The 13649-nt window shown below is 70.8% G+C and carries 7 protein-coding genes; all 7 read left to right on the plus strand.

What is annotated here, in order from left to right:
• On the plus strand, window positions 1-3060 hold a 3060-nt coding region (locus ACFVX6_RS14220), incomplete at its 5' end, for an amino acid adenylation domain-containing protein (RefSeq protein ID WP_389691176.1).
• An 82-nt stretch (window positions 3061-3142) separates the two neighbouring features.
• On the plus strand, window positions 3143-4441 hold the full coding sequence (locus tag ACFVX6_RS14225; RefSeq protein WP_389691178.1) for a cation:proton antiporter: 1299 nt from the start codon (window positions 3143-3145) through the stop codon (window positions 4439-4441).
• A gap of 106 nt (window positions 4442-4547) precedes the next feature.
• Window positions 4548-6602: a thioredoxin domain-containing protein gene (locus ACFVX6_RS14230; RefSeq protein ID WP_389691180.1), complete on the plus strand. Its 2055-nt coding sequence runs from the start codon at window positions 4548-4550 to the stop codon at window positions 6600-6602.
• 292 nt (window positions 6603-6894) lie between these two features.
• Complete coding sequence (locus ACFVX6_RS14235) at window positions 6895-8238, plus strand: glycosyltransferase (protein ID WP_389691340.1); 1344 nt, start codon at window positions 6895-6897, stop codon at window positions 8236-8238.
• Window positions 8235-9926: an ArnT family glycosyltransferase gene (locus ACFVX6_RS14240; protein WP_389691182.1), complete on the plus strand. Its 1692-nt coding sequence runs from the start codon at window positions 8235-8237 to the stop codon at window positions 9924-9926. Before ACFVX6_RS14235 ends, ACFVX6_RS14240 begins: the two co-directional genes overlap by 4 nt.
• A 6-nt stretch (window positions 9927-9932) precedes the next feature.
• Entirely contained in the window at window positions 9933-11126 is a 1194-nt protein-coding gene (locus ACFVX6_RS14245) for a glycosyltransferase (protein WP_389691184.1), read from the plus strand.
• 50 nt (window positions 11127-11176) lie between these two features.
• Window positions 11177-13597, plus strand: a complete 2421-nt coding sequence (locus ACFVX6_RS14250) for a galactose oxidase-like domain-containing protein (protein ID WP_389691186.1) — start codon at window positions 11177-11179, stop codon at window positions 13595-13597.
• The last annotated feature ends 52 nt before the right edge of the window (window positions 13598-13649 follow it).

The following is a 13649-nucleotide window of genomic DNA, read 5'->3' on the forward strand; positions in this document are numbered from 1 at the left end:
GTCCTGCGCAACGACACCTCCGGAAACCCCACCTTCCGCGAACTCCTCGCCCGCACCCGCGAAACCGACCTCGCCGCCTACTCCCACCAGGACGTGCCCTTCGAACGACTCGTGGAGGCGGTCAACCCCCAGCGGTCCCTGTCCCGCCACCCCTTGTTCCAGGTCATCTTCGGCCTGGACGCCGCCGGCGCCGGTGCGGTGCGCCTGCCGGGCCTGACCGTGGCCCAGGAGGCGGTCCCGGTCGTCTTCAGCAGGTTCGACCTGGGCTTCACCTTCACCGAGCACCACGGCACCGACAGCCGTCCGGCCGGCATCGGCGGCCTGCTGCACTACAGCACGGACCTGTTCGACCGGGAGAGCGTCGAAGCCCTCGTGACCCGCATGGTGCGGGTGATGGAGGCGGCGGTCGTAGACCCGGACCGGCCGGTCGGCCGGATCGACATCCTCTCCGCGCCGGAGCAGCGCAAGATCCTGGGCGAGTGGAACGACACCGCGGCCGAGGTGCCCCACACGACGCTTCCCGCGCTCTTCCAGTCGCAGGTCGCCCTGACGCCCGAGCGCCCGGCCGTCCTGGCCTCGGACGCCGATCTGAGCTACGCCGAGCTGAACGAGCGGGCCAACCGCCTGGCCCACCACCTGATCGCGCACGGGGTGGGACCCGAACAGTTCGTCGCCCTCGCTCTGCCGCGTACCGCGCAGACGCTGGTGGCGCTGCTCGCCGTGCTCAAGACGGGGGCCGCCTACATGCCCGTCGACCCCGCCTACCCGGCGGACCGGATCGCCTACCTGCTGCAGGACGCCGATCCGGCGCTCGTCCTCACGGTCGGGGAGACCGAGGAGATGCTCCCGGCCGGCTCGCGGACTCCGCGCCTGGTCCTGGACGCTCCCGAGGTCGTCGCCTCCTTGGAGAGCAGGCCCGCCACCGACCCGACCGACGGTGATCGCAGCAGCGCCCTGCAGCCGCTGCACCCGGCGTACGTCATCTACACCTCGGGCTCCACCGGCCGCCCCAAGGGGGTCGTCGTCACCCATGCCAACGTGGCCAACCTGGCCGCGTGGGCTCGTGACGAGTTCGGCGCGGGGCAGCTGGACCACGTGCTCTTCAGCACGTCGCTCAACTTCGACGTCTCCGTGTTCGAGATGTTCGGTCCGCTGCTGACCGGCGGTTGCATCGAGGTGCTCCGTGACCTGCTGGCCCTGGGCGACCGGAAGGCCGAAGGCCGTTCGGCGTCCCTGCTGAGCGGAGTTCCGTCCGCGCTCGCCCGGATCGTGTCCCAGGGCGACGTACGCACCACGGTGGACACCCTGGTGTTCTGCGGCGAGGCCCTGCCCGCGCAGGCCGCTGCCGAGGTCAGGGACGAACTCCGAGCCGACCGCGTGTACAACATCTACGGCCCGACCGAGGCCACGGTGTTCGCCACCCTGTGGTCCACGGATGCGCCCGTCACGCAGACGCCGCCGATCGGCCGCCCCCTGCACAACATGCAGACGTACGTACTGGACGGCAACCTGCAGCCGGTGCCCGTGGGTGTGGCCGGGGAGCTGTACCTGGCGGGTGCGGGTCTGGCCCGGGGGTACTTCGGGCGTGCGGACCTGACGGCGGATCGGTTCGTGGCCAATCCGTTCGGCCCGGCCGGCAGCCGCATGTACCGCACCGGTGACCTGGCCTGCTGGTCGGGCGAGGGGCAGATCGAGTATCTGGGCCGGCTCGACGACCAGGTCAAGATCCGCGGCTTCCGCATCGAACTCGGCGAGATCGAGACGGTACTGGCCCGCTTCCCGGGACTGTCCCAGGTCGCGGTGGTGGCCCGGGAGGACCAGCCCGGCGACAAGCGCCTGGTGGCCTACGTGGTCGCCGAGGCCGGCCGCGACACGGTGGACGCCGTGGACACCGAGGCGCTGCGCGCCCACGCCGCCGGACTCCTCCCGGAGTACATGGTGCCCTCCGCCATCGTGGTGCTGGAGCGGCTGCCGTTGACTGCCAACGGCAAGCTGAACCGGCGTGCCCTGCCGGCGCCCGTGTACGAAGCGGACGCGTCCGGGCGTGCTCCCCGGACCCCGCGCGAGGAGATCCTGTGCGGCCTGTTCGCCGAGGTCCTGGGCGTGCCCGAGGTCGGCATCGACGACAACTTCTTCGAGCTCGGCGGCCACTCCCTGCTGGCGGTCCAACTGATCAGCCGCATCCGGGACGTCCTCGGCGACACCCTCGCCCTGCGCGCCCTCTTCGCCGCGCCCACCGCGGCCACCCTCGCCGAACAGCTGGGCCGGTCCTCGGTCGGTGAGGCGTTCGAGGTGCTGCTGCCCATCAAGGACCAAGGCGGCACGGTCACCTTCGCCGTCCACCCCGTGAGCGGTATCGGCTGGTGCTATTCGCCACTGGCGGGAATCGCCTCTCCGGAGCACTCCGTCCATGCCCTCCAGGCGCGGGGAATGGACGGAAAGGACGCACTCCCGGACTCGCTCCGGGACATGGCGGCCGACTACGTCCGGCAGATTCGGGGTGTGCAGGAATCGGGTCCGTACCGCCTGATGGGATGGTCCTTCGGAGGCGTCGTCGCCCATGAGATGGCCGTCCAGCTGAGGGCGCAGGGCGAGCAGGTGGAGATCCTCGCGCTGCTGGACTCCTACCTCGTACAGCCGGCCGAGGCGCCGCTTCCCCTCACGGAGGAGGAAGTGGCGGCGGGGCTCGCCGAGTTCTTCGGCGTACGGGCCGAGAGCGGCGACGAGCCGTTCACGATGGCGGGGGTCCTGGCGGGGCTGCGCCGGGACCGGAGCCTGTTCACCGAACTCGCCGAACGTCACCTCCCGGAAATCGCCGCGGTCTACCGGAACAATCACCGGATCATCACGGAGCACGTTCCCGGAGAGTTCGACGGTGACGTCCGGTTCTACGAGGCGGGACGTGACAGGCCCGTCGGAGCACCCGACGCGACCGTCTGGAACCCCTTCGTATCGGGCCGCCTCGATATCGCCCGTGTCGACTGCAGCCATGCGGAAATGGCCCGCCCGGACGTGCTGGCCGAAGTGTGGCAGGGCATGACCCGGCCGGCCGGAAATTAGCTTCACGGGCGGGGTGGCCCCGGCCGCCCCGCCCCGTGGTTCACCGACTTGATCGACAATTCAGAGAACGGAGGCTTCGCTGATGACGGCTGAGCTCGCCCTTGGTCTTCCCGCTGTATCTCCCATAGCCCATCTCTTCCTGATGATCGCCCTGATCATGGGCTGCTGCCGTGCGGCGGGCCTCCTCTGCCGGCGGCTGGGGCAACCCCCGGTCATCGGCGAGATCATGACCGGTATCGCGCTGGGCCCCTCCCTCTTCGGAGCCGTCTGGCCCGCGGGGCAGCGCTGGCTCTTCCCCGCGGACCTGCTGCCCGTGATCAACGCATTGGCCCAGGTCGGCCTGGTCCTCTTCATGTTCCTGGTCGGGTACGAGCTGAACGTGGGGCAGGTCCGCAGCCGCGGCAAGGTCGCGGCACTGGTCAGCAACGTGAGCGTGGCCGTGCCCATGGCCGGCGGAATCCTCCTCGCACTGGCGATGTACGGGAGGTTCGCCGACACCGGCATCGGGTTCCCGGCGTTCGCGCTCTTCATGGCCCTGTCGATGAGCATCACCGCGTTCCCGGTGCTCGCACGGATCCTCACGGACCGGAAGATGGACCGCACCCCCGTAGGGGCACTCGCCCTCACGTGCGCGGCCGTCGACGACATCACCGCCTGGTGCCTGCTCGCCCTGGCGACGGCGCTGGGCCATGACACCTCCCTGACCGGGGTGGTCACCACCGTCGCCCTGACCGCCGTGTTCATCTTCGCGATGATGTACGGGCTGCGCCCCCTGCTGGCCCGACTGGCCGAGCGTCACGCGGACCGGCTGGGCGAGGGAATCGCCGTTCTTCCCCTGCTCCTCACCGGGATCCTGCTGGCATCGTTCGCCACGGACTGGATCGGCATCCACCCGATCTTCGGAGCCTTCCTGTTCGGTGCCGTCGTTCCGCGCGGCGCGGCACAGGCGGCGGCCGTGGAACTGATGCGGGGCTTCACCGTGGTGCTCCTCCTGCCCCTGTTCTTCACCTACTCCGGGCTGAAGACCGACTTCCGGCTGATCGGCGCGGAGCCGGGCCTGTGGGGCTGGTGCGCCGTCATCGTCGCCGTGGCGACCGTCACCAAGTGGGCCGGCAGCACCGGTGCGGCCCGGGTGACCGGGCTCGGCTGGCAGGAGGCGCTCTCGCTCGGCGCACTCATGAACTGCCGGGGGCTGACCGAGCTCGTGGTGCTCGGTGTCGGACTGGAACTGGGGATCATCACGCCCACCGTGTTCGCCATGCTCGTGGTGATGACGCTGGTCACCACGGTGCTGACGGCGCCCGCACTCACCCTGATCGACCGCTTGGCCGCCCAGCGGCGGTCCCTTCCCCTGAAGCGGGGACAAGCCGTCGCCCAATGACCGCCGGTGCGACGGACCGGTCGGCACGCGCGACCGGAAGGACACGACCGGCGCGAAGCGGGTAGGGGAGAGCGGCCCGCGGAGATCCGTGCGGGAGGATGGGGCCATGCCGAACCGCCTCGCGAACGAGACCTCGCCGTATCTGCTCCAGCACGCCGACAACCCCGTCGACTGGTGGCCCTGGTCCCCCGAAGCCTTCGCGGAGGCGCGGGAGCGCGGGGTGCCGGTGATGCTCAGCGTCGGCTACTCGAGCTGCCACTGGTGTCATGTCATGGCGCACGAGTCCTTCGAGGACGAGCTGTCCGCCGCCTACATGAACGAGCACTTCGTCAACGTCAAGGTCGACCGCGAAGAGCGGCCCGACATCGACGCCGTCTACATGGAGGCCGTGCAGGCCGCCACCGGGCAGGGCGGCTGGCCCATGACGGTGTTCCTGACGGCCGACGCCGAGCCCTTCTACTTCGGGACCTACTTCCCGCCCGAGCCCCGGCACGGGATGCCCTCCTTCATGCAGGTGCTCGAAGGCGTGCGCACCGCGTGGGTCGGGCGGCCCGAGGAGGTGGCGGAGGTCGCGCAGCGGATCGTACGGGACCTCGCGGGGCGGCAGCTCGACTACGGGAAGGCCGGCACCCCCGGGCCCGAGGAGCTCGCGCAGGCGCTGCTCGGGCTGGTGCGGGAGTACGACGCCACGCGCGGCGGATTCGGCGGGGCTCCGAAGTTCCCGCCGTCCATGGTGCTGGAATTCCTGCTGCGTCACCACGCCCGGACCGGGTCCGAGGGGGCGTTGCAGATGGCCGCGGATACCTGTGAGGCGATGGCCCGGGGCGGGATCTACGACCAGCTCGGGGGCGGGTTCGCGCGGTACTCCGTGGACCGGGAGTGGGTCGTTCCGCACTTCGAGAAGATGCTTTACGACAATGCGCTGCTCTGCCGGGTGTACGCCCACCTGTGGCGCACCACCGGGGACGAGCTCGCGCGGCGGGTCGCCCTGGAGACCGCCGACTTCATGGTGCGCGAACTGCGCACTCACGAGGGCGGCTTCGCCTCGGCGCTGGATGCCGACAGTGAGGACCCGGCGACCGGCAAGCACGTCGAGGGCGCCTACTACGCCTGGACTCCCGCCCAGTTGCGCGAGGTGCTGGGGGAGGAGGACGGGGACCTGGCCGCCGCCTGCTTCGGGGTGACGGAGGAGGGGACCTTCGAGCACGGGATGTCGGTGCTCCAACTTCCCGTGCAGGGGCCGGACATCGGGGACGAGCGGCTCACCGGGTTCAAGGAGCGGCTGCTCGTCGCGCGGCAGGGGCGGCCCGCGCCCGGCCGGGATGACAAGATCGTCGCCGCCTGGAACGGGCTGGCCATCGCGGCCCTCGCCGAGTGCGGGGCCTTCTTCGACCGGCCCGATCTGGTCGAGCGGGCCACGGAGGCCGCCGATCTGCTGGTCAGGGTGCACATGGACCGCATGGCCCGCCTCGCACGGACCAGCAAGGACGGGCGGGTCGGGGCGAACGCCGGGGTGCTGGAGGACTACGGGGACGTCGCCGAGGGGTTCCTGGCGCTGGGGGCCGTCACCGGTGAAGGGGTCTGGCTGGAATTCGCCGGGTTCCTCCTCGATCTGGTCCTGGACCGGTTCACCGCCGAGGACGGCTCGCTGTACGACACGGCGCACGATGCGGAGCGGCTGATCAGGCGCCCGCAGGACCCGACCGACACCGCGGCCCCCTCCGGCTGGACGGCCGCCGCCGGCGCGCTGCTCTCGTACGCTGCGCACACCGGGTCGCAGGCGCACCGTACGGCGGCCGAGCGGGCGCTCGCCGTGGTGCACGCGCTCGGGCCGCGCGCTCCGCGCTTCATCGGGCACGGGCTGGCGGTCGCCGAGGCGCTGGTCGACGGGCCGCGCGAGGTCGCCGTGGTGGGTCATCCGGAGGATCCGGCGCGGGCGGAGCTGCACCGGGTCGCGTTGCTGGGGACGGCTCCCGGGGCGGTCGTGGCGACGGGTCTGCCGGGGGCGGCGGACGGCAGTGGTGGGGAGTTCCCCCTTCTGGCCGAGCGCACGCTCGTGCACGACCGCCCGACGGCGTATGTCTGTCGACATTTCGTCTGCGCGCGGCCTACGACCGATCCGGTCGAGCTGGCGGACCAGTTGGGTACGGTTCATCCCTGAATCGAGTGGAGTAGCGTCAATTCCGTTTGATTGAAGGTCAGTTCGGCAACGTGGTTTTTATCTCGATAGCTCCTACGCGTCATGTTCGCTGCCTAATCTCATGACTTCGGAGTCACCGATCGGTCACTGTCGGCGCCAGGGTGCGCCGGGGTAGCGCGCACCGGGGGTTGCGCACGCGGGGGGAATCGGGGACGGGGCGAGGGCGGCGGGCTGGGGAGCCTGCCGTGCGCGCCCGTCCCCGGGGGGTTTGGGGATCGCCGCCTGGGGTTGCGGCATGTCTGTGGGGGACGCTTTGTTCATATCCGTGTTCATTTGTGTCGTATCGCTCGCACTCTTCTGGATGGCGGCGTTCACGCTCTGGTGGCAGATGCACGCGTGGCGGACGCCCGAGACGCTCGCCTCGACCCGCTTCGACCGCCCCGACGGCGGCGGCCGGCTCGCCTTCTCGCTGCTGCTGCCCGCCCGCCACGAGCAGGCGGTCCTGGAGCACACCATCGAGCGGCTCCTGGAATCGAGCCACCGCGACTACGAGATCATCGTGATCGTCGGCCACGACGACCCCGGGACCGCGGAGGTGGCCGAGCGCGCCGCCGCCCGTGCGCCCGGTCTCGTACGCGTCGTCACCGACCACCACGAGGTCAAGAACAAGCCGAAGGCCCTCAACACCGCCCTCCCGCACTGCCGGGGCGACATCGTCGGGGTCTTCGACGCCGAGGACCAGGTCCATCCCGAGCTGCTGTCCCACGTGGACCACGCCTTCCGCGCCACCGACGCCGACGTGGTCCAGGGCGGGGTCCAGCTCATCAACTTCCACTCCAGCTGGTACAGCCTGCGCAACTGCCTGGAGTACTTCTTCTGGTTCCGCTCCCGGCTGCACCTGCACGCCGAGAAGGGCTTCATCCCGCTCGGCGGCAACACCGTCTTCGTGCGCACCGAGGTCCTGCGCGAGGCCGGCGGCTGGGACCCGAACTGCCTCGCCGAGGACTGCGACCTGGGCGTGCGGCTGTCCTCCGTCGGCAAGAAGGTGGTCGTCGCCTACGACTCCGACATGGTGACCCGCGAGGAGACCCCGGGGTCCCTGGTGAGCCTGCTCAAGCAGCGCACCCGCTGGAACCAGGGCTTCCTCCAGGTCTACCGCAAGAAGGACTGGCAGCAGCTGCCCGGCCGCGGCCAGCGGTGGCTGGCCCGGTACACGCTCATGACCCCGTTCATGCAGGCCACCTCCGGGGTCGTCATCCCGGTGAACTTCGCCGTCGCCGTCTTCCTCGACGTGCCCGTCGGCGTCGCGATCGTCACCTTCCTGCCGATGATCACGGCGATGGTGACCTTCGTCTTCGAGGTGGTCGGCCTGCACGACTTCGGCCGTCAGTACGGGCTGCGGGTGCGCTTCGTGCACTACGTCAAGCTCGTGGTCGGCGGCCCGTTCTACCAGGTGATGCTGGCCGGCGCCGCGATCCGCGCGGTCTGGCGCGAGCAGCGCGGACGCAACGAGTGGGAGCTCACGAGCCACACCGGAGCCCACCTCGCGTCCCCGTCCGGCGAAGTGCCGAGTGGCCCGAGTGGTCCGAGCGGCCCGAGCGGCCAGAGCAGTCCGAGCAGCCTGAAGACCCTCACCCGAGAGGACAGCCCCCGGTGACCGCCACCCTGCCCACGGCCACTGAGCCCGCGCCCGGTTCGACAACCACCGACTCCGCCGCCGCCGATGCCGCCCTCATCCCGCGCCGGCGGACCGGCGGCCTCGGGGTCCGCCCGCCCGCGCCGGCCCGGCCGCTGGTCCGGTTCCGCTCCTCCCGCCCCGACCTGCTGCTCTGCGGTGCGCTGCTGCTCGCGATCCTCCTCGTGCAGGGCTGGAACATCACGAACTTCCCGACCCTCAGCGACGACGAGGGCACCTACCTCGCGCAGGCCTGGGCCGTCCAGCAGGGCAAGGGGCTGGCCCACTACACCTACTGGTACGACCACCCCCCGCTCGGCTGGATCCAGATAGCGGGCCTGACGTACCTGCCGTCCCTGTTCGTACCCGACGCGATGACCGTCGCGCCGATGCGCTTCTCGATGCTCGCCGTGTCCGCCGCCAGTTCGGTCCTGCTCTACGTGCTCGCGCGCCGCCTCTGGCTGCCGCGCTGGGCGGCCGGTCTCGCCATGGGCCTGTTCGGGCTCTCCCCGCTCTCCGTCGTGCTCCAGCGGGAGATCTTCCTCGACAACATCGCCGTGATGTGGATGCTGCTGGCCTTCTGCCTCGCCGCGTCCCCCAGCCGCCACCTGTGGCACCACTTCGCCTCAGGACTGGCGGCCGCCACCGCCGTGCTGACGAAGGAAACGATGCTGGTGGTGCTCCCGGCGCTGCTGGTGACGATGTGGCGCCACAGTCACCGGGACACCCGCAAGTTCGCCGTCACCGGAGCCGTCACCGCCTGCGTGCTCATCGGGGTGACGTACCCCCTGTACGCGCTGCTCAACGCCGAGCTGCTGCCCGGCTCCGGCCACGTCTCCCTCATCGACGGGATCGTCTACCAGATGGGCCGGGCCGGCTCCGGCTTCATCCTCGACCCCGGCTCCGGCTCGCACGGGGTCTTCGAGTCCTGGCTGTACTACGACACCGTGCTGCCGCTCGGCGGTCTGGCCGGCGCGGTCCTGCTCCTCGTCACCATCCGCTGGTCGGTCACGGCCCGGGCGCTCGCCGGCCCGGCGCTGGCCGTGGTCATCCTCGGCCTGGTCGCGCTGCGGCCCTCCGGCTACCTCCCGGCGATGTACGTGATCCAGGCGCTGCCGTTCCTGGCGCTGGTCCTCGCCGGGGGCGCGGCCAGCGTCACCCACGCCGTGCTGCGCCGCCGCCGCGCGCCGGGGGAGCGGCGGACCCTGGCCTACGGGCGGTGGGCGCTGATCGGCGTCCTGGCCGCCTCGGCCGCCGTGTACCTCCTGCCGCGCTGGTACGACGGCAACCGCACGGCGCTCACGGCCGACGCGAACGCCCCGTACCGGCAGGCCGCGGCCTGGCTCGGTCGCGAGGTGCGCGAGCCCGCCACGACCCGGGTGCTGGTCGACGACGCGCTGTGGCTGGACGCCGTCCACCACGGGTTCGACCCGGGGCTCGGCGCCATCTGGTTCTACAAGGCCGACCTGGACCCGGCGGTCACCAAGACCCTGCCGGGCGGCTGGCGGGACATCGACTACGTGGTCTCCTCGCCCACCGTCCGGCGCGACGCGGCGCAACTGCCGAACGTGAAGGCCGCGCTGGAGCATTCGACGCCGGTCGCCGTCTTCGGCGAGGGCGAGGACCGCATCGAGATCCGGCGTACGGATCGCACCGTCAACGGGAGTTGATCCGGCATGAGCGAAGACCTGTGGACCCCGCACGCACTGAATGCCCCGCATGCACCGAACCTTGCGGAGGCCGCCGTCGAGGCGCCCGCCCCGGGCAGTGTCACCCTCATCATCCCGACCTTCAACGAGGCGGGAAACATCGACGAGTTGCTGAGCAGGCTGGCCGCCGCGCTGCCCGCACACCTGCCCGTGTCGGTGCTGTTCGTCGACGACTCCACGGACGACACCCCGGCCGTCATCGAGAAGGCCGCCCTGGAATGCGCCTTCCCGGTGGAAGTCCTGCACCGGGAGAGCCCCGACGGCGGGCTCGGCGGGGCCGTCGTGGAGGGGATCGGCCGGGCGGACACCGACTGGATCGTCGTCATGGACGCCGACCTCCAGCACCCGCCCCACCTGGTCCCCGAGCTCGTCGGGGAGGGCGCGCGCACCGGCGCCGACCTGGTCGTGGCCTCCCGCTACATAGCCGGGGGCAGTCGGGCCGGGCTCGCCGGGAGCTACCGGATCGCCGTCTCGCGCGGAGCGACCTGGCTGACCAAGGGGCTCTTCCCGCGTGCTCTGCGCGGGATCAGCGATCCGATGAGCGGGTTCTTCGCGATGCGCCGCTCGGCGGTCACGGAGGAGGCGCTCAAGCCGCTGGGCTACAAGATCCTGCTGGAGCTGGCCGTGCGCTGCCGCCCGGAGCGGGTGGCCGAGGTCCCCTTCGTCTTCCAGGACCGTTTTTCCGGGGAGTCGAAGTCCACCGCCCGCGAGGGACTGCGCTTCCTCACCCACCTGGCCTCGCTGCGCTCGGCGACCCCGCTGGCCCGGATGATCGGTTTCGGGCTGGTCGGGCTCTCCGGCTTCGTCCCGAACCTGGCCGCGCTGTGGATGCTCACGCACACCGGTATGAACTACCTGGTCGCCGAGGTGGTGGCGAACCAGGCCGGGGTGCTGTGGAACTTCCTCCTCATCGAGACCCTGCTGTTCCGCGACCGGCGCCGGCACCGGCACTGGGCCGACCGCCTCGGGCGCTTCACGCTGCTGGCCAATGCCGATCTGCTGCTGCGGATCCCGCTGATCGCGGTGTTCGTCGGCACGTGGGGCTTCGGGGTCCTGTCCGCGACCGCGCTCGCTCTGGTCACCACCTTCGTCCTGCGTTTCGCGGCGACGGAGGCGCTCGTCTACCTCCCGGGCAAGGCGGACCGTACGCACACGAGTTGAGCCACGCCAGTTGAACCGCACGCGTTGAGCCGCACGAAGGGATGCTCCCCATGGAGAGGAAGATCCGGCGCAGGGCAGGGTGGCGGGCCGCTCTGCTGGCCGTCGGGGCGATGACTGCGGGCCTGCTGCTGACCGCGCCGCAGCAGGCCTCGGCCGGACCGCCCAACCTGCTCACCAACCCCGGTTTCGAGACCGCCGGCCCGGCCGGCTCCGACATGCCGTCCTGCTGGTCGAAATCCGGCTGGGGCGACAACGACTTCACCTTCGCGACCGTCGCCGACGCGCACTCCGGCACCAAGGCGATGAAGGTCTCGCTCACCCGCCGGGTGGAGGGCGACCGCAAGGCCCTGGTCACCGAGAACGGCACCTGCGCCCCGACGGTCGTGCCGGGCCGGCAGTACGACCTCTCGGCCTGGTACAAGTCGAACACCCCGGACGTGTCGGTGACGGTGTTCCGCCACGACACGGTGGCCGGCTGGCAGTACTGGACCGACCTGCAGAACCCCCCGGTCAGTGCCGCGTGGGCGCGCACGGCGGTCCGTACGCCGGCGGTCCCGCCCAATACCGACAAGATCGTGTGGGGCCTGTCCGTCTACGGGGTGGGCACGCTCACCACCGACGACTACGCGCTGGAGGAGGTGGGCGTCACCCCGCCGCAGCCCGGCTGCACGGGCACGGCCACGGAGTGCGCGAAGGGCAAGTGGGAGGTGATCGCCGCCAAGAACCCGGTGCGGTCGATGCACGCCGTCGTGCTGAAGAAGGGCAAGGTGCTGCTGATCGCCGGTTCGGGCAACGACATCGCCCAGTTCAATGCGGGCACCTTCACCTCCGCCGTCTACGACCCGGCGAACGGCTCGTTCAAGACGATCCCGACGCCCGTGGACATGTTCTGCTCCGGCCACGTCCAGCTGGCCGACGGCCGGGTGCTGGTGATGAGCGGCAACAAGGGCTATCCCTCGGCGGACGGCACGATCGGCTACCAGGGGCTGAAGGACTCGTACACCTTCGATCCGGCGACCGAGAAGTACACGAAGACGAACGACATGAACGGCGGGCACTGGTACCCGTCCGCGACGATCCTCGGCAACGGTGACGTGATCTCCTTCGGCGGTCTGAAGGAGGACTCCACGGGCAACGTGACCGCGGAGAAGTTCTCGGCGGCGCAGAACAAGTGGCTGCCGATGAACGAGGTCAACCAGACCTGGTCGTACTGGGGCCTGTACCCGTCGATGATCCTCATGCAGGACGGGCGGCTCTTCTACTCGGGCAGCCACACCTTCGGCAACGGCACCCCGGGCACCGGCGCCTCGGTCTACGACTACAACGCCAACACCATCACCGACGTACCCGGCCTGCGGAACAAGGACGAGCGCGACGAGTCGGCGAGCGTGCTGCTGCCCCCGGCACAGGACCAGCGGGTCCTGACCATCGGCGGCGGCAACAACGAGCGCAACCCGGCCGCGAACCGGCTCACCGACATCATCGACCTGAAGCAGCCGAGCCCCGCCTACACGGCCGGCCCGGACCTGCCGCAGGGCCTGGTCGACCAGGGTGCGGGCAAGCGGGCGCAGACCGGCGCCGAGGGCAAGATGTTCGTGTCCGCGGTACTGCTGCCGGACGGCAAGGTGCTGGAGACCGGCGGCGGGCTGCACGACCGGGCCGACCCGGTGTACGAGGCCTCGTTCTTCGACCCGACCACCAACACCTACCAGGCGGGCCTGGCCACCGACCCGATCCCGCGGACGTACCACTCGGCGTCGTTCCTGATGCCGGACGGCCGCGTCATGTCGGTCGGGGACAACCCGGGCAACGGCACGTACAACCACAACGTGTCGATCTACACCCCGCCGTACCTCTTCAAGGGCGCGCGCCCACAGATCACTTCGGTGATCGACAACCAGTGGGTGTACGGGGACACGCAGCGGATCACCGTCAACCGGGCGGTCGCCAAGGCGGAGCTGATCCGTCCGGCGGCGGTCACCCACTCCTCGGACCCGAACCAGCGGTTCGTGGACCTGCCGCTGACCGTCGTCAACGGCACCACCATCGACCTTAACGTCACCAGCAACCCGAACCTGGCTCCGCCCGGCTGGTACATGCTCTTCGCGGTCGACGCGAACGGCATCCCGTCGATCGCGCAGTGGGTGCACCTGGGCGGCCCGTCGGCCCTGGCGGCCACCGCCGAGCCTCCGACCGCGCACGAGCACACCTTCGCCGGTGAGCTGGCGGCCCCGAAGCAGAACCCCGCGAAGCGGGACTCGGCCCCGGTGGCCCCGAGCGTGGCCGGCTGCGACCGGCACTACGGCACGGCCAACGTGTGCGTGCCCACGCGGTTCCCGGCAGAGGTGAAGGCGACGACGAAGGCCCGCTGCGACTGGCTGGCCGCCCACAAGTACCCGGCCCGCCTGAAGGTCAACGGCAGCGACCCGCTCCGCCTGGACCCGGACGGTGACGGCTACGCCTGCCCGTAGACGCCCGGTAGGAGGCGGGGCCCTGACCGCTCGCGCGGCGGGGCCCCGTTCC

The organism is Streptomyces sp. NPDC058289, from assembly GCF_042880975.1.
Lineage (GTDB): Bacteria > Actinomycetota > Actinomycetes > Streptomycetales > Streptomycetaceae > Streptomyces > Streptomyces stoeckheimensis.